The following is a 24,030-nucleotide window of genomic DNA, read 5'->3' on the forward strand; positions in this document are numbered from 1 at the left end:
AGATGTGTATAAGAGACAGCTCCCCACCTCCCCCCTAAGCCTCTATCCTTGATAGGATGAAGGGATAGACTCGCGATCGATGGATGTTGGGATTAACAAGGAGTTGTAAGCACCCATGACACAGGCAGTTCAGCCTCAACAGCGAGGCATTCAAATGTCGGATGCGGCTCTCAAGCATGTACTGTTGCTGCGTGAAAAGCAAGGACAGGATCTCTGCTTGCGAGTTGGGGTTCGGGGCGGTGGTTGCTCTGGCATGTCCTACACCATGGATTTTGAAGACCCCAGCAAGATTCAGCCAACTGACGAAGTGTTTGACTACGACGGCTTTAAAGTCGTCTGCGATCCCAAGAGTATGCTCTATCTCTATGGATTGGTACTAGATTATAGTGATGCCTTGATCGGAGGTGGATTCCAGTTCACCAATCCGAACGCTAACCAAACCTGCGGTTGTGGCAAGTCGTTTTCAGCATAAGGCACCATCTGTGAGCAGAGTCATGCCAGCAGTTACCTAGCCTAAGGGAGATTGATTTGCTTCCAGGGCGGCTGTTGGCTGAGTTCTGTTTACTCCCTATTGACCATTGATACCCAAATCTATGACCCAAACCGTTGAGACTCTTTTTGACCAAGGACTTGAGCGCTACAAGGCAGGGGAAGCACCTGAGGAATTAATTCCTGTGTTTAAAGAGGTCTGCGATCGCTCCCCGAAAACAAGTTCCGCCTGGACCTGTCTTGCCTGGTTATATTTGCTGACCGATAAACCCAGTAAAGCCTATGAGACAGCCAGCAAGGCCGTGAAACTAAACCCGCAAGATCCCCAGGCACGGGTTAATCTGGCGATCGCCATGCTGGATACCGGCAAGAAAGGCGTTCGTCCTCACATTGAAGTGGCTCAACAGTTGATCATGGCGATCGCCGAGTACCGTGAGGAAGTCCAGCACAACCTGGAAGATGGGTTAACGCGCAAACCCGACTGGAAAAGCCTGGAACGGGTGAAAGCCTGGTTATTTGAGTAAATTCTGTACCCACTGCCATTGACGCTGGATATCCATGTCTCCGAATCAATTACAAACCTTTGCCCAATGGTCGGGCTATTTCACTCTGTTCTGTGCAGCAGTGACCGTTTTAGCCTGGATTCTTAAATGGGGCTTTCGTTTTCGGCTGGTCGGTGTGACTGGCTTTATGGGTGTGTTAACTGTTGGACTATTTGCCCTCAGTTTGGGACTCTATACCCGCCCCGAGATTCCCGGTGCTGTCCGATTTTCCCTGGTCTATGACACGGGAGCCACGGAAACCGTAATCGCTGTCCCACCCCAAATTACCGAAACCCAACTGGATGCCACTCTCCAACAGGCGGCGGCGGATCTGTTTTCATCCGGTCGCTTGTCTCAAGGACGCGATAAGATGGTAATCCGCGCTCGCACCGTGTTACATCCCGCTCCTGGTATATCTCAGCCGTTATATCTGGGACAGGTGGAACGATCGCTGTCAAGCCGGGAAGATACCGAGATGCAGATCACGATTTTCCGCGATCGGCTGGCTCAGTTACCGAAAGTTACAAGTTAGTCTGTAAGATGACGATGGGTGTGTCCTTAGACACCAATTCTGGCTCTTGGTACACCCAATCCAACCCCGTAATTTCATTCACCGCTACTCACGACTCCTGCCTCTGCCTATGACCTCTTATCCCTTGCCCTCCCTTATGGTGGCTCCTGCTCAGGTGATCCGGGGCAGTGGCATCTTGACTCAGGTAGGGGCAGCGATCGCCCGTCTGGGGCAACGTCCGTTATTGGTCGGTGGGGATCAAACCCTACCTCTGGTGCAATCACCGCTACAGTCAGGGCTGGAATCCCAATCGCTGCAACTTTCCCAGGTGTCTTACCGTCCCGATTGTAGTGAAGCCACGTTAGCCGTGATGCATCAAGCGGCAGCCACTCACCAGGCAGATGTGATTATTGGCATCGGAGGTGGTAAGGCATTAGATGCCGCCAAACTGTTAGCCTATCAACGACAACTTCCAGTCGTCACAATTCCCACCTCAGCAGCTACCTGTGCCGCCTGGACAGCCCTATCCAATGTGTATTCGGATCAGGGAGCCTTTTTATATGATGTGGGGCTACCGCGCTGCCCAGATCTTCTGGTTTTAGACTATGACTTGATCAAAACCGCTCCCCGCCGCACTCTGGTTGCCGGGATTGGGGACGCGCTCGCCAAGTGGTATGAAGCCTCAGTCAGTAGCGGTCATTCGCAGCAAACTTTGATGATTGCGGCGGTGCAACAGGCACGGGTGTTACGCGATCTGTTATTGCAAAAAGCGATCGCGGCGCTGGAGTCCCCGGGAGGCGAAACCTGGCAGGAAGTAGTCGATGCCACTGTGTTACTGGCGGGAGTGATTGGGGGGTTAGGCGGTGCCCAATGTCGGACGGTAGCCGCCCATGCTGTGCATAATGGACTGACTCATTTATCGGCTAGCCACGCCATGTTACATGGAGAAAAGGTGGCGTTTGGCATTCTGGTGCAGTTGCGCTTAGAAGAATTGGTGCAGGGCAATCAACTGGCGGCAACGGCTCGTCAACAACTGTTAAAGTTCTACAGTGAAATTGGCTTACCCCAAACGCTGGATGATTTGCAGTTAACAACGGTGTCGATCGCCGATCTGCGTCATGCTGCCGAAGTCGCCTGTGCCCCTAACTCCGATCTTCACCGCTTACCCTTCCCGGTTGATCCCACCCAATTGATGGCAGCGATGGTATCCACCACTGCCCCGCCTCCAGTGCGATCGATGGCATCGACGGCGCTGATCTCCCATCCATCTAGCAGCGAGGTGTCGGCATGAAACTGGATTGGATCAGCCCGGCCGATCGTCTAGGATCGCTACCTCCCTATGTGTTTGCCCGACTCGATGAATTGAAGCTGCGGGCGCGGGAACAGGGCTTGGACTTAATTGATTTGGGCATGGGAAATCCCGATGGAGCCACCCCTCAGCCCGTGGTAGAAGCGGCGATCGCGGCATTACAAAGCCCCGCGAATCATGGTTATCCGCCCTTTGAAGGTACCGCCAGTTTCCGCCGCACCATTACCGATTGGTATCGACGACGCTACAACGTAGATCTAGATCCCGATGGGGAAGCCTTACCCTTGCTGGGATCAAAGGAAGGACTGACTCATCTGGCACTTGCCTATGTCAATCCTGGGGATCTGGTGCTGGTACCCAGTCCAGCCTATCCGGCGCATTTCCGGGGCCCATTAATTGCGGGTGGCAAGATTCATCAGTTGATCCTTAAACCGGAAAATAATTGGTTAATTGATTTAGCTGCGATTCCGGATGCCGTGGCGGAACAAGCTAAAATTTTGTACTTTAACTATCCCAGTAACCCAACTGCGGCAACGGCTCCTCGGGAGTTTTTTGAAGAGGTGGTGGCGTTTGCTCGCCGGTATGAAATTTTACTGGTGCATGATCTCTGTTATGCCGAGTTAGCGTTTGACGGCTATCAACCCACGAGCTTGCTAGAGATTCCAGGGGCAAAGGATATTGGGGTAGAGTTCCATACGCTGTCTAAAACCTACAATATGGCAGGCTGGCGAGTGGGCTTTGTGGTGGGCAATCGCCATATTGTGCAGGGATTACGGACGTTAAAAACTAATCTCGATTATGGGATTTTTGCTGCCTTGCAAACGGCGGCTGAAACTGCCTTACAACTACCGGATGTCTATCTCCATGAAGTGCAAGCCCGGTATCGCACCCGGCGGGATTTTTTAATTGCTGGGTTAGCTGAATTGGGTTGGACGGTGCCAAAAACGGAAGCCACCATGTATCTCTGGGTTCCCTGTCCACCCGGCATTGGGTCAACCGATTTTGCGCTGTCAGTTTTGCAACAAACTGGCGTAGTCGTCACCCCAGGCAATGCCTTTGGTTCCGGTGGAGAGGGCTATGTGCGGATCAGTTTAATTGCTGATTGCGATCGCCTGGGTGAAGCCTTAAATCGGTTCAAGCAAGCGGGGATCACCTATCCCTCCAATGCTTTAACGGGTAGTGGGGATGTTCTAGGACGGTAGATGACGGATTTCGCTTAATCCCTGCTGGAACAGCTAGAATCGTGGTTCCCTACCTGAACTCGCGATGAAGGTCATTGAGCAAACGACTACACGCCTAACGCTACAACATCGTCCAGTGCCATTGTGGATAACGGGAGTGTTGCTGGCGATCGGGAGTGTAGGGTTGCTGGTTTACCTGATTGGCTTCCAGCCTGTCTCCCTCTCCTTCACCTGCAAACGATTGGCTCCAACGCAGACAAGCTGTGAACTCAAACATGCCACCTGGATTGGCAGGACATCCAGCCAAAAACTTTATAACCCTCAAGGAGCCACCCTCATCCGGCGATCGGGAGGGCGCGGGGGACCGACTTACTATGTGGCAATCAGCACAGAAATGGCTCAGGTTTCCTTACTTGCCAATCCAGATAGGGGGTATCCAGGTCAGCAGCAGACTATCCAGCAGATCAACCAGTTTGTCAGTAATCCTGGACAATCTACCCTCGCGATTCATCAAACCAACCGCACCTCAACTAACCTTCTGAGTTTGATGGGAGTGACCGGACTGATCGGTGGCATTCTAACGGTTAGTCTGAACCCCATGGTGACGTGTACGTTCTATAAAAGCCTAAAAAAAGTAGTGTTGGAACGGAAAAACTGGTTTGGGGTGCGGTCTATAACTGAGCGACCGTTAGACACCATATTAGCGATCGAACTAGAGACAAAACAGGTGAAGAAACAGAAGCTCTATCGAGCCGTGTTATTTCTCAGTTCCGCCGAACGCTTACCGATTAATCAGGACTATACCAATGCCCATACTGTACGGGTTGCCGTTGACCGGATTGAAGAATTTCTAGGAATTAAACCAGGGCTGTAGCTGCTACGGAGATTACTGGTTCAATTGGTATAATTTCGGAATACCTACGGAATTTTGATTAAGATTTTGCGAAGCGAGTAGATAACTATTGGCATTTTTCGCCAATAAATGGCACAACAAGAGACATCTACTGATCTGATTCTTCCAACTTCAGCCAAGTTGCAGAACACGTCGATCATTGCAAGGGCAGGGTAGTAGTAGCATTTTTTGACTCCACGTTTATCTGCCTGAATGCCGTCCGCATCTATCTGAAGAAGGTTGTCTTAGTGTCAGGTCATCTGCCAAATAGGTAAGTAGGAATATCACGCTTAACCGCGTTAGGATACCTGGCTGGCGAACAGAGTTATGTTCGGTTTTCCTCTGCTCAATGGAACGTTGATAGCCATTGATACATTCTTGTAGACTGTCCAGGTTTCTGGGGCATCGACCTTAACGTTGCATAATTCTAGAGCGGTCATCATAACTAAGCATCACAGCCTGACTTTGGCTGTACCACGTTTTCCCGTGGTTTCCTTAGTAAATAATTGCTCCTGAATATGCTGTGAACTGCATCAGAGACTCGGCAAGACTATGACTATGACTTCAATTCAGACCTCATTACTGCGGATTCCCCCCGATGTTGACCGCATCTTGGCAATACACCCTTCTATCCGTAGTAAAACCAAACGATGCTTTGATATTGTTGGGGCGATCGCTGGACTCCTGATTACTGCCTTAGTCTTCATTCCCATCGCGATCGCCATTCAGATCGACAATCCAGGTCCCATTTTCTACAGTCAAACTCGCTGTGGCTATCGTGGTCGTCCATTCCGGATGTGGAAGTTTCGATCGATGGTGGTTCAAGCCGATCAACTCAAGCACCAGATCCAAAACCAAGCTAAAGGTCATATTTTCAAGAACGAAAACGATCCTCGTATTACCCGCGTGGGAAGGTTTCTCCGCCAAACTAGCCTGGATGAATTGCCACAATTTTGGAATGTTTTGTTAGGGCACATGAGCCTGGTCGGCACTCGTCCACCCACCCTCGACGAAGTGCAACACTACTCTAATCATCATTGGACAAGATTGAACGTTAAACCCGGCATGACAGGAGAATGGCAGGTGCGCGGTCGCTCCAGTGTGCTGGATTTTGAGGAAATCGTCAAACTGGATGTGCAATACCAACATTACTGGTCTGTAGTCTACGATCTACAGCTAGTTATGAAAACAGTTCAAATTGTTTTAGCTCGCAGTGGTGCTTGTTAAAGTGATAAACTCTCTCAATTCGATCCACTAATACTTTATGAGGGGCATACAGTTTGCATCCCTCATTTTTTCTGAATCTATGCTTATGACTACAAGCCATCATTAAACAACAATGCAGATTCATGCTGATGGTCAAACGTGAGCTTAGAGGCTCATAGAAAAAAGCTCTCTTGTAAACCAAGAAAGCCTCTAACCCGGTTGTAAACGCTTAAAGTTTTGGCAACTTATGCAGCACGGCGTGTCATCAAACCCCAGATGAAGATAGCGATAATCGCCCCAAGCACAGCCACAATTAACCCTGGAATGCTGAATCCAGTTGCCGCTAGTTGTAATGTGCCTGTTGTCAGTAGTGTGTATAAGCTACCGCCAACGAAGGCACCAATAATTCCCAAAATTGTTGTGGCAAGAATACCACCACCTTGACTACCTGGATAAATTGCTTTTGCGATCGCCCCAGCAATCAATCCTAAAATTAACCAGGCAATAATATTCATGGCTTCACCTCATATTTTTCTAAATCTATTTACGAGATTATCTAAATTAACGCTATATTTCTCTCTGTCATAAGGTATAAGTTAAGCTTTAATGCTTAACCAAACCAAATGGTGAATAAATTCAACTAACAGTATGCTACCAAAAACAAAATAGGGGAGTTAAGCTAATAATGCCTTTAACTCCCCTATTCGTGTATTAGCAGACCAAGGAAGGTTGATAATTAATCCAGGGCTTCTTTTACCTTATCTTTGGCATTTTCTGCCGTATGCCGAACTTTGGCTTCACCTTGCTTGGCTTTACCTTCTGCTCTATCCTCAGGATCGCCGGTTACATTACCAACGGCTTCCTGGACTTTCCCTTCAACATTTTTAGAAGTTGCCTTCGCTCTATCTTCGATACTCATATTCGTGCTGATCCTTTTCATTCATAAACTACTTAACACTTATAAAGTAAACAATATACAAACGTGATTCATCTATCTAGAGGTACAGCGCTCGACTCAACGATTACATTGTATTTCTTAGCAATAGGGTAAACAAAAAACAGGATAACTTCCTAGCATGTTATAGGAAATTAGGGTGATAAGTTATCCAGCCGATCAACGGCAGTTAATTAAAGTTTTCTAGCGATATAGATAGAAAAACAATCTGAGACAAGTCTTAAAAACAGGCATATTTCTATCAAGAACGGTGTTACGTGCTTAACTATACTCAGTAATGGCAATCTAAATGTATTTAGGATGACAAGATATTCAAGCAATTCTTTATCAGGAAGTAACTCGATCGACAGAAGTATTTTTCTAAGGAAACTGAGATAATATTAAGACTTTAATAAAGAGGCAATTCATTAAAAATGAATGCCAATTTAACACGTCAGACGTTTAACAAATGCTTAAAAAACATTATGGCAACTTGTCCCTATTGCTCCGCTAAACTGCTTCGGCATGTGCGTGATACCCAGATATATTGGTTTTGCCGCCATTGTTGGTGGGAATTACCATTGGTAGAAGCGATCGCCGATCGTCCTATGCCTCAGCCCTTACCTCTGCGGGAGCGACAACCCAGCTTTTTAACCGCTTTTCAGCCAACCCATTCCGAAAGTAGCGACGATCGCACACCCAACTCTTCCCTCCTTTGATTGATGTTGTACTAATAGGCGATCAGTAAACTTTTAGCAGTGTTCGATTCAAGAACTCTCAGCAAAAAGGAGGAATATTATGACAACTGGTGTCTCCAATAGTGGCACAAAGGCGATCAGTGATCTTGAGTATGATCTCTTGACGGTGCTAAAGAACAAAGCTGAAGCGGTTCAAATGTATGAAACCTATATGCAAGACGCTCAGAAGATAGGTTCTCAGCCCTGTGTTGATCTACTGAAAAAGCTTCAACAAGAAGACAACAAGCATGTAGAAGAACTGCGTCGTCATCTGCAAGAAGTGATGCAGAAAGGCAAAATGTAAGTTTGTCCTTCAGCCCAAGGGATTAAGCTTTTCTAACTCGCACAAGATTTATATTTCTGCTTTGCTTGATAGCAAGGCAGTTTTTTGTTTAAAGAAAGATCGTTGTCATGAACGGAAGTTTTATTTTAAGGCAGCAAAGAATAAATTGGAGCGGATGATTCGCTCTTCTGATAGATGTTAGGCAGTTCAAAGTAGAGTAAGTTGCATGATTAAGTTAGTCGTAGCTTTAGAGGTTGTTTGAACAGCCATCATCGCTACCTGAACTACCCCCTAGCCCCCAATTCTGAGCTACGGTGTAAACCCACAGTGAGTCTGACTTAATTTGCATCCTTTTAGCCCCCTTTTCTAGTATGCCCGCAGGGCTTTAAGCCCCCTTCTACGATGCCATCAGGCTATATTTTAAGGGACTTTTTTAAGCGAAGTTCATGATAGATGTTTCCGATCGCTTCATTCAAATTGCCGGTATTGTTACCGATAAGATTGCCCAACTCCTCTATGCTCCTGTTTTAGTCACCGATGCAAAAGGAGTAGTCGTTACAAGTAGTGAACCTGATCAAGTTGGGTTGGCGTTGAACTGGGAAAGAAGTAGTAAGCTCCTAGAAAACTTTTTAAGAGTACCCTTACAACATGAAGCTGGAATTGGCGAAATTATTGTCGGTGAACCACTGAATCAAGAGGCTATTTCACCTCGATTGGCTCAAGTTTTGGTTGAATTAGTTATTCATCAAACCACTAATCACCAAGAGCAACCACCTAACCCCCATGAGTTAAAAAATCAATTGATTTATGAGCTATTGCATGGTCGGATTCAGGATGAGGCGGTCATTCTTACTCAAGCAAGGCAACTTGGTATGGACTTAGCTCCTCCTAGAGCCGTCATCTTAATTAATGCGGCAGATTATGTTTTGAAAACCTCTGGTTGGGCAGGCTATCAATTAGCTGAATTAGAGCAACACCGCCGCACCCAAGTTATTATTGGTAGCATTGTCAACTTTTTTCACCTACCCAGCGATACCATTTGTGCTGATTTAGGACAGGGTAATGTTTGTGTCCTTAAAGCGAGCGATACGAAAAATCTGAATCCCTGGGCAGATTGTGGAGACATTTCTCGGGGATCGGGGTCATCCTGGGCAAATTTAGCCGCGTTAAAGCGAGCCGCCGACGCTTTACTACTTCGATTACGCAGTGATACGGGAGCAGCGATCGACATTGGAGTTGGTCGCTATCACCCTGGAGTTCAAGGACTAGCTCGCTCCTATGAAGATGCCCGTGCCGCCCTGTCGCTCGGGAGCCGATTCAAAGGACATAACCGAGTGCATTGTTTAGGTGAGCTAGGCATCGCCGCGTTCATTGGTGTGGCAGATGAAGGGACTAAGGTAGATTTGGCGAAATATCTCCTTAGCCCTTTAGATCACGAACCAGAATTGCTCACTACTTTAAATGTATTTTTTGCCAAAGATTGTTGTCCTTCTGCGACGGCGAAACAACTTTCAATTCATCGCAATACCCTGAGTTATCGATTAGATAAAATTTTCTCTTTAACTGGTTTAGAGCCACGCAGATTTGATGATGCGGTACAAATGCGGCTTTGTTTACTTCTGCGATCGCTCCAATCTGCCCCAGTGAGTTAGTTAACTGGTACTAGCATCAAGTAAGTATTAAAAATTACGACCCTTTATTCCGAGCGATCGTAATTCAAAAAAGATGTTGCTTGTTTTATCCAAGAGATTGTTAGATATTCAGTCCATGGTAGCTTTAACTTATTTTCTAGCTAAAGCGGCTTCAACCTCGGATTGCCATTTCTGTTTTGCTTCTTGAAATCGTTGACCCAATTCTTCCAGCTTCTCTTCATTCATACATTCACGTACTGCCGTAAAGATCTCAGATTCTTCTTCCTTAATGTGATGTATGACAGCTTCTTTTAAGTGAGTCATTTTTAGTTTAAATTCAGCATCTTCAGGCTTAAGAGCTTTCATCTGCTCAAGCAAAATCTTGACTGAATTGTGTTCAGACTCAGCCTCTTCGATATAGCTCTCTATTTCCTCATACTCCCGCATCGCTGGGTAAAAAGCTAACTCCTCTGCCTGGGCATGTAAGCTTAATTCTTTATAAATCTGATTAAAACATTCTTGGACTTTTTTCCTACTGCCTGCACTTTCAAATTGATCAAACAATTGTTCTACTTCTCGATGTTCGTTTTCAATCATCAAAAGAATATTCTGTGCCCTAGCCATGATCGTTCTCCTGTAGTTTAGTCACCTAAGTATAGGCTTACGTTTAAATTGACGATCGCGTCCCAGGAAAATCATCATCCTTTTGACTTAACATCATGCCGTCACTCTAGTAATTATCAAATAAATCAAAAGCTTGAAAAAAGTTTTTAGGCAAATCGAACTAGGACGAATTATACATCACTTCTTTACACAATTAGGCATTTGACCAATCTCTTTAAAAAAGACGATCGTACTATTTGTGCAAATGCCTAATGAATTTAAGAAAACTGCTTCACTAATATGCTTTATAGAAACCTATATCTAATTAAAGCCAATCACTATTTAGTTAAAGAAATTTTTGCTGGGGTGGTATTGTCGGCAAAGGAATGTAGGAGGTGAAACAGTCATTGAATATGCATCAAAAACTACAAAATCCTTCACCTCAAACTATTGCGATCGTGCGAGCGCTCCCCGGATTAGGCGATCTACTCTGTTTAGTTCCGGCTTTACGAGCTTTGCGATCGTACTTTCCAGATGCTCAAATCATGTTAGTCGGTCTACCCTGGGCAACCCAGTTTGTCCAACGCTTCCAGCATTACCTCGATAGCTGGGTTGAGTTTCCTGGCTATCCCGGCATTCCCGAAGCTTCAGTCCACCCACAGCGCGTCGCCGCCTTTCTGGCACAAATGCAACAGTTAAACCTCGATCTTGCCCTGCAAATGCATGGGAATGGGATTTGCATGAATGCCTTGACTCTGTTGTTAGGAGCCCAGCAGAGTGCAGGATTCTTCTCAGATGAACACTACTGCCCCGATCCAACGACCTTCCTGGCGTATCCCGAGCAGGAGCATGAAATCTGGCGACATTTGCGACTCCTAGAGTTCCTGGGCATTCCCCTGCAAGGGACACAGCTAGAATTTCCGATCGGGCAATCAGAATGGCAGGATTTCCAAGCGATCGCACTCAGCCATGACCTCAGGATTGGTAGCTATATTTGTATTCATCCTGGGGCTAGTGTGAGTTCTCGGCGTTGGCATCCCCATAACTTTGCGATCGTCGCGGATCGATTAGCCGCTCAGGGCTGGCAGATTGTTCTAACAGGAAGCAAAGCTGAGGCAAGTTTGACGCAGTCCGTCGCCCAAGCGATGCGATTTCCGGCGATCGATTTGGTAGGAAAAACGAGCTTAGGGACGATCGCAGCATTGTTGAAACAATCGCAGTTAGTGGTTTGTAACGATACGGGTATCTCTCATTTAGCGGCGGCACTGCGGGTGAAAAGTGTCGTCGTGTTTTCTAATTCCGATCCGCAGCGTTGGTCACCCCTCGATCGCCAGCGTCACCGCATTGTTCAAGTCTGCCCTGAAGAGTGTAGGCAATCTGACTCAGAGTATCTAGCATCTGATCCTACACTCTTTTCCTCCTCTAGAACCACTACAGCCGTAATCACAGCCGCCATCAAACTACTAGAACAGGAGGTTGCTTGTGCCTCCTGAACCCTGGCAAGAAGTCGCACGACTACTCATACTCTGTTCCAGCGATGATCAGAATCAATTAGCTGCCCTTAATGTCGCCTTACAAGTGGTTAAACACAACCTACCCCAGGCTGAAATCACTTTACTGTTGCTTGAAACATCAACATATCGCTACGCTCCAATGACAACAACATTAGACGAGTGGGTACAGCAAACCCATTCAAACTATGGCGATCGCGGTAGGACGTTAATAGAGCAACTTCAAGCCCATCGCTATGATGCCGCTATGATCTTCACGACACCGGGGCAATCTCCCTACTCATTGGCGTACTCCTGCTACCTGGCAGGCATTCCCATCCGCTTAGGGCAATCTCAAGAGTTTGGGGGTGGAGTGCTTTCACCATCTGTTCCACCTCCCATGATTGCGATGACATTGACAGACTATTATCTGCATTTACTCACCTCTGTCGGCTTTTCTGTTCCAGAAGCAAGTGCTTTAGCGATCGCTGAATGAATTATTCTTCTATCCTTTGATCCTATGCGGTTACGAATCCTCACCTGGCACATTCACGGTAGCTATCTTTACTACTTAACTCAAACTCCCCATGAGTTTTATCTGCCGATTAAACCGAGTAAACCCGAAGGATATGGAGGGCGGCTACCAGGGTTGCCTTGGGGGGATAATGTGCATGATATTCCTGCTCAAGAGGTGCAAAATCAGCAATTTGATTGCATCTTATTTCAATCTCGTCGTAACTATTTACAGGATCAGTATGAAATCTTATCGGCATCTCAGCGACAGCTACCTTGCCTTTATTTAGAACATGACCCGCCCCAAGAACATCCCACAAATACAACCCATATTGTTGATGATCCAAATGTATTACTAGTGCATGTGACTCATTTCAACCAATTGATGTGGGATTGCGGTCGTACCCCTACCTGTGTGATCGAGCATGGAGTAGTGATCCCCGATACAGTGCAATATACTGGAGACATCGCGCGAGGCATCGTTGTTGCCAACGGTTTAGCCAAGCGAGGGCGGCGGTTAGGAGCAGATCTTTTTCAGCAGGTACGGCAAACAGTTCCCCTCGATTTAGTTGGAATGCAGGCAGAACTACTCGGGGGTTTGGGTGAAGTGCCCCATCTCCAGTTACCCGAATTTCAATCGCGGTATCGATTTTTCTTTCATCCAGTGCGCTACACTAGCCTCGGTTTAGCCGTATGTGAAGCCATGATGATTGGACTCCCGATCGTTGGATTAGCCACGACTGAATTGACAACGGTGATTGAAAATGGAGTGTCTGGCTATATTGATACGAATATTGAGCAGTTGATCGAACGGATGCGAGAACTGATTGTCGATCCCGCTAAAGCCCACAGGTTAGGAGCCGCCGCCCAGGAGCAAGCCCGATCGCGTTTTAACATTCAGCGTTTTACCCAGGATTGGCAGCAGGCATTTGAACGAGCGATCGACTACCATTCAGCCTTAGTTAGCCATTCCTCATAAACGATTGCGATTAGCACCAGAACTATATTCACCTCCGAGAGCGGAACTATGACGAAACGAATTGCGCTAATTAGCGAACATGCCACTCCACTTGGCATTTTTGGGGGCGTTGATAGTGGTGGGCAAAATGTTTATGTAGGTCAACTCGCCAAGCATTTAGCCGCGATCGGTTATGACGTAGATGTGCTGACTCGCCGGGATTGTGAGCGTCTACCGGATATTGTGGAGTGGCAGCAGGGAGTCCGAGTTATCCATGTTCCCGCCGGACCGCCGATCGCTTTACCCAAGGAACATCTGCTACCCTATATGGGCGAATTTACCGGGTTTGTGTTGCACTGGTGTCGCTGTCAGGTCGCGTATGATCTGATCCATGCTAATTTCTGGATGTCAGCCCTGGTTGCTGCCGAAATTAAGCGATCGCTGGGCATTCCCTATGTCGTGACGTTCCATGCCTTAGGTCGGGTTCGCCGTCAGTACCAAGGACAGGCAGATCTATTTCCAGACGAACGGTTTGCGATCGAAGATCGAGTCGTTCAGGATGCGGATTACATCATTGCCGAATGTCCCCAGGATCGCGAGGATTTGCTAACGCTCTACCACGCCAATCCCAACCGCATTAGCGTCATTCCCTGTGGCTTTGATCCGATGGAATTTTGGGCAATTAACAAAATTCGCGCCCGGTTAACCTTAGGCTTATCTCCTGATGAACAACTGATTTTACAACTGGGTCGCATGGTACCGCGTAAAGGGATTGATAATGTCATACGCGGGTTTGCGGAACTGCTCAAACACCACCCTGCCCCTGTTCGACTTCTGATTGTTGGGGGTGAAGCAGATACTCCAGACCCCCTACAGACACCGGAGATTGGACGGTTACAGGCGATCGCGGCAGAACTGGGGATTACCTCCCAAGTGACCTTTGTGGGGCGTAAAGGGCGGGAAGTGTTGAAATACTACTACAGTGCTGCCGATGTGTTTGTCACAACTCCCTGGTATGAGCCGTTTGGGATTACGCCCATTGAAGCCATGTCCTGTGGTACTCCAGTCATCGGTGCCGATGTTGGAGGAATTAAATTCACGGTCAAAGATGGTGAGACGGGCTATTTGGTGCCACCGAATCAACCCAAGCCTCTCGCCGATCGCCTGCTGCATTTACTCAACAGCCCCCAACTGATCAGTCTATTTGGGCATCAAGCCATCCGTCGCAGTCAGGAGCACTTTACCTGGCAGAAAGTGACCAGTACGGTTGCAGCCCTGTATGAAGAGGTTTTGAGCGGCATCAGTATCGTGACAGGCGTGGAAACGGAGCAATTTGCCGTCTTAGATCGGGGATTTGCAGCCATTACGGATGCGATTCAACAGTCCCAGCGGCGCTTACGACCTGTGATTCAAGCCGCCGCCCAAGCCATGAGTACCTGTTTCTCCCGAGGAGGTAAACTACTGATTGCCGGAAATGGGGGCAGTGCCGCTGATGCCCAGCATTTTGCTGCCGAACTCGTTGGTCGTTTTTGTTGTCCCCACCGCGCCGGATTACCGGCAATGGCATTGACAGCGGATACCGCGTTTTTGACCGCGTGGGCAAATGATGTCAGTTATGAGGATGTGTTTGCCCGACAGGTAGAAACCTTCGCGCAACCACAGGATCTATTGATTGGCATCAGTACCAGTGGTCGTTCTAAGAATTTGGTGGCAGCATTTACCGCCGCCCAGCGCTTGAATCTCAGCACGATCGCGCTTTTAGGGGGAGACGGAGGTGAACTACAGGCAATGGCAGATATTGCGATCGTAGTGCCAGCGTTAGAAACTCAGAGAATTCAGGAGGTACAGATTTTAGTGATTCATCTACTGTGTGAACTACTGGAAGAACAATTACTCACAACAAATTCCAGGCAGACCCAATTGCCAACAAGTTGGGAACTGGAAGGAATGCCAAAAATCATCAGTCCAGCTCAACCCGATGCCGTTAGATTGGTGGAATCAGATACAGTCTTTCCGACCTTGGCATAACTCTCGCAATGAAATCAATTAAGGAGTGAATTTGCATGACGGGATTAACAGAAAAAGTCACCCTGATTACAGGCGGTGGTCAGGGTTTAGGAGCCGCGATTTGTGAAACCTTAGCTGAGGCTGGAGCTTCAGTTATCATCGCTGATATTAAGTTTGATCAGGCGGAGCAGGTGGCAAGGAGATTACAGGAACAGGGCTGGGAAGCGATCGCGTTGCCTCTAGATATCACTAATGATCAACAATTGGAAACTACCGTTCAAAAAATCGTTGATCAATTTGGTCGCATTGATGTACTGGTGAATAATGCCGGAACCGACGTAACCTTACCGATCGAAGAACTATCGATCGCGGATATCGATCGCGTGTTAAATGTGAATCTGAGAGCGCCATTTATTCTTGCTAAACTCGTGTTACCTCTGATGAAACAGCAGGGGCATGGACATATCGTGAACATTGCCTCGACTGCCGCTAAACGCACCTGGTCGAATGCTACCGCCTATCACGCCAGCAAATGGGGTTTAATGGGCTTGAGCCATGCGCTCCACGTAGAAGCACGTCCCCATCAGGTGAAAGTTACAGCCGTTGTCGCGGGTGGAATGAGAACTCCATTTATTCTCGATCGCTTTCCTGATACACCATTAGAGAAATTACAAGAGCCAAAACATGTAGCAGAAACAGTGCGATTTATTTTGACCCAGCCGGAAGCAACCGTGATTCCAGAGGTAATGGTATTACCCATGCAAGAAACCTCCTGGCCGTAGGGAGAAATCATGCATCGCAAAGCGGTATTTTTGGATAAGGATGGCACACTAATTCAGGATGTTCCCTATAATGTTGATCCAGAATGGATTCGCTTTACCCCAAAAGCGGCAGAAGGACTACGTTTACTGCATCAGGCAGGATATCCATTAATTGTGATTAGCAATCAATCTGGAGTAGCACGAGGATACTTTGCCGAAACGGCGTTAGTCGCGGTAGAACAACGGTTACAGGAACTCTTTGCCGCGATCGCGGTTCCCCTGACAGGATTTTATTATTGTCCCCATCATCCTGATGGTGTGGTGCAGCCTTACGCAGTGGATTGTACCTGTCGCAAGCCCCAACCCGGTCTACTCAAACGCGCCGCCCATATCCACCAACTCAGCTTGCCGCGATCGTGGTTCATTGGAGATATTCTGCATGATGTTGAGGCCGGTCGTGCGGTTGGATGTCGTACCATTTTATTGGATAACGGCAATGAAACCGAGTGGCAGCTTTCCCCGCGACGACTGCCGCATCATGTTGTTAATAATCTATGGGAAGCAGCCCGAGTCATCACTGCGATCGACAATCTTAGTTTCTCTCCAGTAGAACTGTCACCGTCAATCGCTTTGTCAACGATCGAACTAACCCATTTAACGACTAATCGACCTTGCGTGACGGAACATGATTGAGTCTGCGATCGAACTCACTAACCTCGCTGATATCATTGATCGCTGGCAGTCCCTCACGGTGCTAGTGATCGGTGATGTCATGCTGGATTCTTACCTGATAGGACACGCCGATCGGCTTTGCCAGGAAGCTCCCGTTCCCGTGGTTGCCGTTAATCAACGCCAGGACTTTCCCGGTGGAGCCGCCAACACAGCAATGAATGTTGCCAGTTTAGGGGCACAGGTATGGCTGCTATCGGTCATTGGTCACGACCAGGCTGGCAAACGGTTACAACACGTACTAGCCGGATCAACTATTAGCGATCAACATCTAATCAGGAGTGACGATCGTCAGACTTTAACCAAACAACGAGTGGTGGCTAATACCCAGTTAATTGTTCGATTCGATCACGGCAGTACAGAAGCACTCTCGCCTGAATTAGAGCTGCAACTGATCGATCGCTTAATCCAGCTATTCCCTCAATGTGATGCCATCATTATTTCCGACTATCAATATGGCATCCTGACTCCTCGGATAATTGATGTTTTAGCCGATCTCCAGGCGCAACAGCCCCGCCCGATCGTGGTAGATACCAAGCAGCTATCCGCTTACCAGGCAGTCAACGTCACAGCCGTTAAACCGAACTATCGGGAGGCGATCCAATTACTGGGGTTATCCCAGCAAACCCACGATCGCGCGAATCAAATTGCCCCCTTTGGCGATCGCCTCTTACAGATCACTGGAGCCAAGATTGCTGCCGTCACCCTGGATACTGAAGGCGCGATCGTGTTTGAACAGGGGCAACCTGTCTGCCACACTACCACGCAACCCGCTCCACAACACCAAACCTCTGGGGCAGGAGACACTTTTATTGCCACCCTTACCCTGGCGTTAGCCAGCCGGACTCCCACGCCTACAGCAGCTTTCCTCGCCTCCACTGCCACGGCTGTAGTCGTGCAACAGCCCGGAACCACTCCCTGCGCTGCAATTGCCTTATCTCAATCGTTAAAGGAGCAAAATCAATTCGTTGGCGATCGCTTAAAGGACGCTTCCAAAGTACCAAAACTGTTGCACTCGCCCCCTAAATCCCCCAATTCTGGGGGACTTTGAAAGTTCTAATACAAATCTAGGTTGGATATAAATTGATTTCCCTAACCTTAGCCGCAACCAGCTTATGTCAAATTGGCACTCAGCTAACCATATTCTCTGCATCCGCTTAGACACGATCGGGGATGTGATTATGACCACGCCAGCGATTCGGGCACTAAAAACCTCCCAACCGGGTCGCCGGATTACCTTAATGACTTCAGCCGCCGGAGCCGCGATCGCGCCGCAAATTCCCGAACTGGATGATCTGATCATTTATGATGCCCCCTGGCTCAAAGCCACCGCCCTTCGGGTGAATAGTGAACCGGAATACGCCATGATTGAGCGGCTGCGGCAGGCAGAGTATGATGCGGCAGTAATTTTTACAGTCTATAGTCAAAATCCCTTACCATCGGCGTTTCTCTGCTATATGGCAGGCATTCCACTACGATTAGCCCATTGCCATGAAAATCCCTATCAACTACTCACCAACTGGATTAAAGATCCAGAACCCGAGCAGTTGACTCGCCATGAAGTGCAGCGACAACTCGACTTAGTTGCCAGTGTAGGTTGCGAGGTCAATGACGATCGCATGAGGCTACAGGTAGATGCGACGATAAAATATCAGGTACGGCAGAATTTAGCGGTAATGGGAGTAGATCTGCAACGCCCCTGGGTCGTGATTCATCCGGGAGCAACGGCTCCGTCTCGCCGCTATCCGCCAGAGCACTTTGCGATCGTAGCTCGGCAACTGGTGCAGACATCAGGCATTCAGGTGATCTTTACGGGAACTCATTCGGAACTTGAGTTAGTTGAAAGCATTCAACGGGCAATGAAAGTGCCATCTCATTCGCTAGTCGATCGCTTAAATTTAGCTGAACTGACTGCCTTATTATCGATCGCTCCCTTACTGATTTCTAACAATACGGGTCCTGTTCATATAGCAGCAGCAGTAGGCACTCCAGTTATTGATCTCTATGCGCTAACTAATCTTCAACATACTCCCTGGGGCGTGCCGAATCGGGTGTTATTTCATGATGTTCCCTGTCGGATCTGTTACAAGAGTATTTGCCCAGAAGGGCATCATAACTGTTTACGATTAGTTCTCCCGGAGACAGTAGTACAAGCCACCTTAGAATTACTCCAACTGAGTTCAGAACTTTTATTGAGTCACTAATTTACTCCTTGCTGCACTAGCAATGCCCTATTGACGATCGCAGTCTGTATGAGCCAACGATTACAACCTGGTATCGGACATAACCGCCGCTCTCCCTGGCGATCGATTCGTAACCTGCTGATCATGCGGCTGGACAATATTGGAGATGTTATCCTCACTACTCCAACCTTAAAGGCACTGCGCGAGAATCTACCCGACACGCAGATCACCTTAGTGGCAAGTCCTGCCGGATCACTGGTTACCCCCCTGCTACCCTGGATTGATCAAGTGCTGACCTGGCGAGTGCTATGGCAGGACTTAGGTCGTCTGGAGTTTCAGCCGGAGCGAGAATGGCAGTTAATTCATACGTTACAAGAAGCTGAATTTGATGCCGCGATCGTGTTAACCAGTTTCTCTCAAAGCCCGCATCCGGCTGGATTAATCTGCGCCTTAGCCAATATTCCTCTGCGGCTAGGAGAATCCAAAGAACAGGATAGCGGCACTCTCACCCATGCGGTGACTCCGGCTCCCGATCACATTCATCAAGCAGAACGGAATCTACGGTTAATTGAAGCGGTTGGGTTTTCGATCACCGATCGTCGCTTAACGTTGCCTATTCCACTCCCACCTCCGGCAATTACAACACCGTATATTCTGCTGAGTCCCTGGACGAGTTGCCAGGCCAGAACCTATGACCTGCAACGATTTGCGATCGCGGCGCGGCAGTTAAGTAAAAAAACCGGGTGGTTGGTAGTTGTCACGGGAGTTACCAAAGATCGTGCCTCTGCATCTCCTTTGTTTGAGCTTTTGGGAAATTGCGTGATCGACTTAATTGGAGCTACCAGCCTATCCGAATTAGTGTCCCTCGTCGCCCATGCCCAATTAGTGTTAACGAATAACACCGCAACCATGCATATTGCTGATGCCACCGCCACTCCCAATGTCGTGTTGTATTCGGGCACCGATCACGAAAGCCAGTGGCAACCTCGCCATAGTCCCTCCCGACTGCTGCGTCGTCCGACAGACTGTAGCCCCTGTTATGCGTTTACCTGTCCTTACGAACTCCAATGCCTGGATATTGCACCAGAAACGATCGTGGCTACGGCGCTAGAACTGCTCGGAAACCTGAAATAAGCTTTTCCGTATTTTTGCTGAAAATAGATCACTTTTGATACCTGAAATTTAGACGAAAGTAGAATAGACAAACTTAGTATTTCGATCGCTTTTCTAACAGTCATTCATCGTTAACTGATTTCTGCATAACTGACTATCCGGGGATTTTGAGACAACTTCATCCAAAATCTGAATCAATTTAAAGTTTTTGCTTTTTATGGGAAAAAGTGGGAGTTCCGATCGGGGGTTGGGCATTCTACGGTTAAGCCACATTGAGCCAGTACCAGTTATACCACCTAATTAGTCTAAGCACTGATTGAGCTAAGTCATTAGCTCGGTAATGGCATGATGTCGCGATTTACCTGCTATCACGACAGTCAATTATGAACTTGCCGCTATCACCAACCTTGCAAGCCTCCCTTGAGCCAAACCTGTCCGGTTCTACCCTAAACGGAGTCCAGCGTCCGACCCCATTTGATCAGCCCTTCAATCTCTCTTCCAGTTCAAGCGCGGGAACAAATCGGTCGATCGCGTTTATAGATAGTAGCTTGAACGACTATGAAGTCCTGGTTTCAGCTTTGCAACCCGGTACGGAAGTTGTGATCTTGAACTCGGCACAGAGCGGCTTACAACAAGTTCAGAGCTATTTAGCCGGAAAAAGTAACATTGCCAGTCTGCAAATCTTTTCCCACGGTCAGATCGGCGGGTTCCAACTAGGTAATGACCTGATCACTACTGCTAACGCTGATTTGCTTCAGTCTTGGGCTAGTTCATTAACCGACGATGCAGACATTCTTGTCTATGGCTGTGATGTAGCACAAGGCGAATTAGGTCAAGCCTTTATCCAAATTTTGAGCCAAGTCACCGGAGCCGATATCGCTGCATCCAATGATTTAACGGGTAGTGCTAACCTCGGCGGTGACTGGGTATTGGAGTATCAGGCTGGCGAGATCGACCTGTCTCTAGCGGCTCGGTCTACGTGGCTGCAAACCTATGACTATATCCTGCCAGTCTTCTCAAATACGGCGGCTATTGCGATTCCGAATAGTGGTACAGCTACCCCCTATCCTTCTACAATTAGTGTTTCTGGGTTGGGAAGCTCTATCAGTGCTATCACTGTCACCCTAACCAATATGAGTCACACTTTCCCAGCAGATGTGGACATCCTTCTAGTTGGACCTACAGGTGCAGGATTAATCCTGATGTCGGATGTTGGGGGAGGAACTGATATTGTAAGCGTTACGCTTACGTTTAGTGACGCTGCGGCTACCGGACTGCCTGCCACTATTGTTACTGGAACCTATCGCCCCACTAACACTGGTACTGGTGATTCCTTCCCAGAGCCAGCTCCGGTTGGTTCCTATACGACCGCTCTCTCCACTTTTATTGGTACAAATCCGAATGGTGATTGGCGCTTGTTTGTCGTTGACGACCTTGGCGGGGACGCAGGCACTATTGCAGGTGGGTGGAGCTTGGATATTACAGCTATCACTCCTAACACTGCACCCGTCTTAGATACATCTGGGAATCCTGCTTTACCCAATGTGTCTCAAGATGCTACAAATCCTAATGGAGTTACTATCTTTCAATTAATTAGTAGCTTAGGTGGTACAGGAATTACCGATACAGATACAGGAGCATTGCGCGGTATCGCTGTTACTGGAGTGAATAATAGCAATGGCACCTGGCAATATTCCCCGGATGGCGGTAGTACCTGGGTCAGCTTTGGAGCCGTTTCAACCACCAATGCCCGTCTCCTGGCAGACAATAGCACTACACGAGTTCGCTTTGTCCCCAATGCTGGCTTTAACGGTACGGTGACCCAGGGAATTTCCTTCCGCGCCTGGGATCAGACTAGCGGAACTAACGGCAGCACAGCTAATACAACGGTCAATGGTGGCGCTAGCGCGTTCAGTGTAAACATTGAAACGGCAGGTATTACGATCGATGCTCCTCCTCCTGTCGTAATTGTTCCTCCTGAAGTTGTAATTGTTCCTCCTGCGGTGGTGATTGTGCCCCCGGCGGAAGTTGTGGTAGTCACAACCGCACCCCCTTCAATCTTCAAGACCAGTAAGAAAGGGAAGAGTGGCATCAAGATTAAAGTCAAGAAGCAAAAATTCCGTCGCAAAAAGCGGTAATTGGCTAACGGACAATTGAGGTTCAGTTCAACGCAAATTAGCCCCCGATCGATTGGGGGCTTTGTTATGGCTGGATTGATAGTGCGATCGTTAGAACTTGAAGGTCGATCGCAGGGTCAGTACAAAGAAATCATCATTATTACTATTCTGATCCGGTGCTGTAACCCAAATGATCCCCGGCGTAATTGAGACATTATCACTGAGCCGATATTTGTAGAAGGCTTCCACATGCAACGAGGTGTCATTGGTTAAACCTACGCCACTCAGGCTCAAGCCATCTTTTAGCCCACCCAGATACGGTTCTACCCCAACCACAATGCCAGCGAGATTGCCCCGCTTCAGCAAATCGGGTAATGCCAGCCCTAAGCCATAGTACCAGATATCCCCTTGTCCATCACCACCCTTCAGATTTAACCGGGTGTAACCACCAAAGGCATTCAGTACCAATTGAGGGCTGAGGCGGAAGTAGGCTGAACCGCCTAGAGAATCGGTCGTTGCCGCATTGCCTAACCCCGTATGCACCAGGTTGGCAGGTGTGCTGCCAGTCACAAACACATCATCGAAGCCCTGGGAAAAGATCGCACTATCTTCGGTATGGTATCCGTGAACATACGTCACCCCAATCCCGAATCGATCGGTAGCGTAAGCCAGTTGAGCATGGGCAGCATAGGTGCCATTAAACAACCCATTCCCGGCATTCGGATCATTGGCATCCTCGGCTAAATAACCCGCACTCAGGACGAACCGCCGCTCAGTATCAAACGCATAGCTGACCCCGGCTCCGGCACCACCGCCAATCCGGTAAATTGGGTTTTGCTGACCAAAGGCGGAGATTGCCCCATCTCCCCCATCATCATCATAGAAGTAAGGGTTATTGGGATTGCTGATATAAGGGGTCTTGCCACCTTCCGCCGCAATGTAAACCTTCAGGCGATCGTTGAAATTAAACCCATAGTCCAGGCGATCGAGCACCACATTATTACCAGTAATGCCACCCACATAGGATGCCAGAAAACCTTCGGCGGTTCCGGCTTCTACAAACGGCGATAAACTGCCGGGAGTTCCAGGTGGCACAGCATTCCCAGCCGCTAACCGCGTATTGAGAATATCATTGCCTGTAAAGCTCGTTTGGAAGTTCAGCCGCACCCGATTCTGCCGGACTGCTTTATCATCATCAATGTCATCTCCCATCGTCTGGGCACCAACAATCAACGCTTCTCCCGCCAACCGGGTAGTCGTCGAAAATTGCTGCCTTTCCACGGTCGCTAACCGCACATCCAGGGTATCCACTCGACCGCGCAGGGCTGCTACTTCCGCCGCAAACTCTTCTTGCAAGCGTTGCAACGTCAGCAAATCCTCTTTTCTGACCAGATCACCCGTTGCTCCAGCAATTAACTCTTGAATCTTGTCCATACAGGCATTCAAACCTGCCGCAAACTCATAGCGAGTCATGGCGCGGTTGCCCCGGTAGGTGCGATCGGGATACCCCACAATACAGCCATAGCGTTCAACTAACGACTGAAGTGCCTGAAATGCCCAGTCCGTTGGTCGCACATCCGTTAGCTGCGATACCGAAGTGACTTGCTCCATACCTGAGGTGGCTGGTGCCGCTTCTACGGCTTCCTGAAGATTTGCTACCCCCGATAAGGATTCCATTCCCGAGGTTGACTCTATCTGGGCAGATACCGGAGCTTGCCCGATCGCCAGTCCCGCACTTGCCAACGCCATGCCCAGCAACCCTGGAGTTAGTAGCCGAAGCCCTTTAACAGATTGAGAAATCATCACTATGTCCTCACACCTAAAGTAGACTGCTTCTAGAA

Annotated in this window: 24 protein-coding genes; 20 read left to right on the plus strand and 4 right to left on the minus strand. The window is 48.3% G+C overall.

Going from position 1 to position 24,030, the window contains the following annotated elements:
- Positions 1 to 115 precede the first annotated feature (115 nt).
- The 7 genes from ACN4EK_RS03815 (at position 116) to ACN4EK_RS03845 (ending at position 6,151) form a co-directional block, all read left to right on the plus strand.
- Positions 116 to 472, plus strand: coding sequence for a HesB/IscA family protein (locus ACN4EK_RS03815; RefSeq protein WP_431656156.1), 357 nt, complete (start codon positions 116 to 118; stop codon positions 470 to 472).
- Positions 473 to 593: 121 nt separating this feature from the next.
- Positions 594 to 1,013 (plus strand): tetratricopeptide repeat protein, encoded by a 420-nt coding sequence (locus ACN4EK_RS03820; protein WP_431656157.1) that lies wholly within the window; start codon positions 594 to 596, stop codon positions 1,011 to 1,013.
- Positions 1,014 to 1,047: 34 nt separating this feature from the next.
- Positions 1,048 to 1,563 (plus strand): Ycf51 family protein, encoded by a 516-nt coding sequence (locus ACN4EK_RS03825; RefSeq protein ID WP_431656158.1) that lies wholly within the window; start codon positions 1,048 to 1,050, stop codon positions 1,561 to 1,563.
- 109 nt (positions 1,564 to 1,672) lie between these two features.
- Entirely contained in the window at positions 1,673 to 2,833 is a 1,161-nt protein-coding gene (locus ACN4EK_RS03830) for an iron-containing alcohol dehydrogenase family protein (RefSeq protein WP_431656159.1), read from the plus strand.
- Positions 2,830 to 4,053, plus strand: a complete 1,224-nt coding sequence (locus ACN4EK_RS03835) for an aspartate aminotransferase (RefSeq protein ID WP_431656160.1) — start codon at positions 2,830 to 2,832, stop codon at positions 4,051 to 4,053. Before ACN4EK_RS03830 ends, ACN4EK_RS03835 begins: the two co-directional genes overlap by 4 nt.
- A gap of 64 nt (positions 4,054 to 4,117) precedes the next feature.
- Entirely contained in the window at positions 4,118 to 4,906 is a 789-nt protein-coding gene (locus ACN4EK_RS03840; RefSeq protein WP_431656161.1) for a hypothetical protein, read from the plus strand.
- Positions 4,907 to 5,482: 576 nt separating this feature from the next.
- Positions 5,483 to 6,151: a sugar transferase gene (locus ACN4EK_RS03845; RefSeq protein WP_431656162.1), complete on the plus strand. Its 669-nt coding sequence runs from the start codon at positions 5,483 to 5,485 to the stop codon at positions 6,149 to 6,151.
- 224 nt (positions 6,152 to 6,375) lie between these two features.
- Here the strand turns inward: ACN4EK_RS03845 and ACN4EK_RS03850 are convergent, their stop codons facing one another.
- Together ACN4EK_RS03850 and ACN4EK_RS03855 are read right to left on the minus strand one after the other, a co-directional pair.
- Complete coding sequence (locus ACN4EK_RS03850) at positions 6,376 to 6,645, minus strand: GlsB/YeaQ/YmgE family stress response membrane protein (RefSeq protein ID WP_431656163.1); 270 nt, start codon at positions 6,643 to 6,645, stop codon at positions 6,376 to 6,378.
- A 221-nt stretch (positions 6,646 to 6,866) separates the two neighbouring features.
- Positions 6,867 to 7,049: a CsbD family protein gene (locus ACN4EK_RS03855; protein ID WP_431656164.1), complete on the minus strand. Its 183-nt coding sequence runs from the start codon at positions 7,047 to 7,049 to the stop codon at positions 6,867 to 6,869.
- A 500-nt stretch (positions 7,050 to 7,549) separates the two neighbouring features.
- On the opposite strand from ACN4EK_RS03855, the gene ACN4EK_RS03860 reads away from it, so the two are divergent.
- The 3 genes from ACN4EK_RS03860 to ACN4EK_RS03870 all read left to right on the plus strand — a co-directional run bounded on the left by ACN4EK_RS03860 (position 7,550) and on the right by ACN4EK_RS03870 (position 9,736).
- The gene (locus ACN4EK_RS03860; protein ID WP_431656165.1) at positions 7,550 to 7,783 is read left to right on the plus strand and encodes a hypothetical protein; all 234 of its coding nucleotides are present in this window, start codon (positions 7,550 to 7,552) and stop codon (positions 7,781 to 7,783) included.
- Positions 7,784 to 7,862: 79 nt separating this feature from the next.
- Complete coding sequence (locus tag ACN4EK_RS03865; protein ID WP_431656166.1) at positions 7,863 to 8,105, plus strand: hypothetical protein; 243 nt, start codon at positions 7,863 to 7,865, stop codon at positions 8,103 to 8,105.
- Between the two features lie 425 nt (positions 8,106 to 8,530).
- Positions 8,531 to 9,736 carry a PucR family transcriptional regulator gene (locus ACN4EK_RS03870; protein WP_431656167.1) on the plus strand — a complete coding sequence of 402 codons (1,206 nt, stop codon included), beginning with the start codon at positions 8,531 to 8,533 and terminating at the stop codon, positions 9,734 to 9,736.
- 129 nt (positions 9,737 to 9,865) lie between these two features.
- Here the strand turns inward: ACN4EK_RS03870 and ACN4EK_RS03875 are convergent, their stop codons facing one another.
- Positions 9,866 to 10,339, minus strand: coding sequence for a hemerythrin domain-containing protein (locus ACN4EK_RS03875; RefSeq protein ID WP_431656168.1), 474 nt, complete (start codon positions 10,337 to 10,339; stop codon positions 9,866 to 9,868).
- Between the two features lie 374 nt (positions 10,340 to 10,713).
- On the opposite strand from ACN4EK_RS03875, the gene ACN4EK_RS03880 reads away from it, so the two are divergent.
- From ACN4EK_RS03880 to ACN4EK_RS03925, 10 genes are all read left to right on the plus strand, one after another.
- Complete coding sequence (locus ACN4EK_RS03880) at positions 10,714 to 11,811, plus strand: glycosyltransferase family 9 protein (protein WP_431656169.1); 1,098 nt, start codon at positions 10,714 to 10,716, stop codon at positions 11,809 to 11,811.
- Positions 11,801 to 12,304, plus strand: coding sequence for a glycosyltransferase family 9 protein (locus tag ACN4EK_RS03885; RefSeq protein ID WP_431656170.1), 504 nt, complete (start codon positions 11,801 to 11,803; stop codon positions 12,302 to 12,304). Before ACN4EK_RS03880 ends, ACN4EK_RS03885 begins: the two co-directional genes overlap by 11 nt.
- Positions 12,305 to 12,328: 24 nt before the next feature.
- A complete protein-coding gene (locus ACN4EK_RS03890) occupies positions 12,329 to 13,300 on the plus strand; it encodes a glycosyltransferase (protein ID WP_431656171.1) in 972 nt (323 codons plus the stop codon).
- Between the two features lie 48 nt (positions 13,301 to 13,348).
- The gene (locus ACN4EK_RS03895; protein ID WP_431656172.1) at positions 13,349 to 15,307 is read left to right on the plus strand and encodes a glycosyltransferase; all 1,959 of its coding nucleotides are present in this window, start codon (positions 13,349 to 13,351) and stop codon (positions 15,305 to 15,307) included.
- A gap of 35 nt (positions 15,308 to 15,342) precedes the next feature.
- Positions 15,343 to 16,068, plus strand: a complete 726-nt coding sequence (locus ACN4EK_RS03900; protein WP_431656173.1) for an SDR family oxidoreductase — start codon at positions 15,343 to 15,345, stop codon at positions 16,066 to 16,068.
- A 9-nt stretch (positions 16,069 to 16,077) separates the two neighbouring features.
- Positions 16,078 to 16,740 (plus strand): D-glycero-alpha-D-manno-heptose-1,7-bisphosphate 7-phosphatase, encoded by a 663-nt coding sequence (locus ACN4EK_RS03905; protein ID WP_431656174.1) that lies wholly within the window; start codon positions 16,078 to 16,080, stop codon positions 16,738 to 16,740.
- Positions 16,733 to 17,827: a bifunctional heptose 7-phosphate kinase/heptose 1-phosphate adenyltransferase gene (locus ACN4EK_RS03910; protein ID WP_431656175.1), complete on the plus strand. Its 1,095-nt coding sequence runs from the start codon at positions 16,733 to 16,735 to the stop codon at positions 17,825 to 17,827. Before ACN4EK_RS03905 ends, ACN4EK_RS03910 begins: the two co-directional genes overlap by 8 nt.
- Before the next feature lie 64 nt (positions 17,828 to 17,891).
- Positions 17,892 to 18,980 carry a lipopolysaccharide heptosyltransferase II gene (gene waaF / locus ACN4EK_RS03915; RefSeq protein ID WP_431656176.1) on the plus strand — a complete coding sequence of 363 codons (1,089 nt, stop codon included), beginning with the start codon at positions 17,892 to 17,894 and terminating at the stop codon, positions 18,978 to 18,980.
- A 48-nt stretch (positions 18,981 to 19,028) separates the two neighbouring features.
- A complete protein-coding gene (locus tag ACN4EK_RS03920) occupies positions 19,029 to 20,093 on the plus strand; it encodes a glycosyltransferase family 9 protein (protein WP_431656177.1) in 1,065 nt (354 codons plus the stop codon).
- Between the two features lie 362 nt (positions 20,094 to 20,455).
- Positions 20,456 to 22,210, plus strand: coding sequence for a DUF4347 domain-containing protein (locus ACN4EK_RS03925; RefSeq protein WP_431656178.1), 1,755 nt, complete (start codon positions 20,456 to 20,458; stop codon positions 22,208 to 22,210).
- 90 nt (positions 22,211 to 22,300) lie between these two features.
- Here ACN4EK_RS03925 and ACN4EK_RS03930 read toward each other — a convergent pair whose 3' ends face one another.
- Positions 22,301 to 23,992 (minus strand): iron uptake porin, encoded by a 1,692-nt coding sequence (locus ACN4EK_RS03930; RefSeq protein WP_431656179.1) that lies wholly within the window; start codon positions 23,990 to 23,992, stop codon positions 22,301 to 22,303.
- Positions 23,993 to 24,030: the final 38 nt, after the last annotated feature.

The sequence above is a fragment of the Pantanalinema rosaneae CENA516 genome, from assembly GCF_050753385.1.
In the GTDB taxonomy this organism is placed as follows: domain Bacteria; phylum Cyanobacteriota; class Cyanobacteriia; order Leptolyngbyales; family Leptolyngbyaceae; genus Pantanalinema; species Pantanalinema rosaneae.

What these genes read in the sequence shown, in the direction of transcription:
- ACN4EK_RS03835 (WP_431656160.1), top strand. Translation starts at nt 2,830, where the DNA reads ATGAAACTGGATTGGATCAGCCCGGCCGATCGTCTAGGATCGCTACCT.
- ACN4EK_RS03925 (WP_431656178.1), top strand. Translation starts at nt 20,456, where the DNA reads ATGAACTTGCCGCTATCACCAACCTTGCAAGCCTCCCTTGAGCCAAAC.
- ACN4EK_RS03850 (WP_431656163.1), bottom strand. Translation starts at nt 6,645, where the DNA reads ATGAATATTATTGCCTGGTTAATTTTAGGATTGATTGCTGGGGCGATC.
- ACN4EK_RS03820 (WP_431656157.1), top strand. Translation starts at nt 594, where the DNA reads ATGACCCAAACCGTTGAGACTCTTTTTGACCAAGGACTTGAGCGCTAC.
- ACN4EK_RS03875 (WP_431656168.1), bottom strand. Translation starts at nt 10,339, where the DNA reads ATGGCTAGGGCACAGAATATTCTTTTGATGATTGAAAACGAACATCGA.
- ACN4EK_RS03830 (WP_431656159.1), top strand. Translation starts at nt 1,673, where the DNA reads ATGACCTCTTATCCCTTGCCCTCCCTTATGGTGGCTCCTGCTCAGGTG.
- waaF (WP_431656176.1), top strand. Translation starts at nt 17,892, where the DNA reads ATGTCAAATTGGCACTCAGCTAACCATATTCTCTGCATCCGCTTAGAC.
- ACN4EK_RS03815 (WP_431656156.1), top strand. Translation starts at nt 116, where the DNA reads ATGACACAGGCAGTTCAGCCTCAACAGCGAGGCATTCAAATGTCGGAT.
- ACN4EK_RS03860 (WP_431656165.1), top strand. Translation starts at nt 7,550, where the DNA reads ATGGCAACTTGTCCCTATTGCTCCGCTAAACTGCTTCGGCATGTGCGT.
- ACN4EK_RS03905 (WP_431656174.1), top strand. Translation starts at nt 16,078, where the DNA reads ATGCATCGCAAAGCGGTATTTTTGGATAAGGATGGCACACTAATTCAG.
- ACN4EK_RS03840 (WP_431656161.1), top strand. Translation starts at nt 4,118, where the DNA reads ATGAAGGTCATTGAGCAAACGACTACACGCCTAACGCTACAACATCGT.
- ACN4EK_RS03865 (WP_431656166.1), top strand. Translation starts at nt 7,863, where the DNA reads ATGACAACTGGTGTCTCCAATAGTGGCACAAAGGCGATCAGTGATCTT.
- ACN4EK_RS03895 (WP_431656172.1), top strand. Translation starts at nt 13,349, where the DNA reads ATGACGAAACGAATTGCGCTAATTAGCGAACATGCCACTCCACTTGGC.
- ACN4EK_RS03920 (WP_431656177.1), top strand. Translation starts at nt 19,029, where the DNA reads ATGAGCCAACGATTACAACCTGGTATCGGACATAACCGCCGCTCTCCC.
- ACN4EK_RS03870 (WP_431656167.1), top strand. Translation starts at nt 8,531, where the DNA reads ATGATAGATGTTTCCGATCGCTTCATTCAAATTGCCGGTATTGTTACC.
- ACN4EK_RS03910 (WP_431656175.1), top strand. Translation starts at nt 16,733, where the DNA reads ATGATTGAGTCTGCGATCGAACTCACTAACCTCGCTGATATCATTGAT.
- ACN4EK_RS03855 (WP_431656164.1), bottom strand. Translation starts at nt 7,049, where the DNA reads ATGAGTATCGAAGATAGAGCGAAGGCAACTTCTAAAAATGTTGAAGGG.
- ACN4EK_RS03930 (WP_431656179.1), bottom strand. Translation starts at nt 23,992, where the DNA reads ATGATTTCTCAATCTGTTAAAGGGCTTCGGCTACTAACTCCAGGGTTG.
- ACN4EK_RS03890 (WP_431656171.1), top strand. Translation starts at nt 12,329, where the DNA reads ATGCGGTTACGAATCCTCACCTGGCACATTCACGGTAGCTATCTTTAC.
- ACN4EK_RS03900 (WP_431656173.1), top strand. Translation starts at nt 15,343, where the DNA reads ATGACGGGATTAACAGAAAAAGTCACCCTGATTACAGGCGGTGGTCAG.
- ACN4EK_RS03845 (WP_431656162.1), top strand. Translation starts at nt 5,483, where the DNA reads ATGACTTCAATTCAGACCTCATTACTGCGGATTCCCCCCGATGTTGAC.
- ACN4EK_RS03825 (WP_431656158.1), top strand. Translation starts at nt 1,048, where the DNA reads ATGTCTCCGAATCAATTACAAACCTTTGCCCAATGGTCGGGCTATTTC.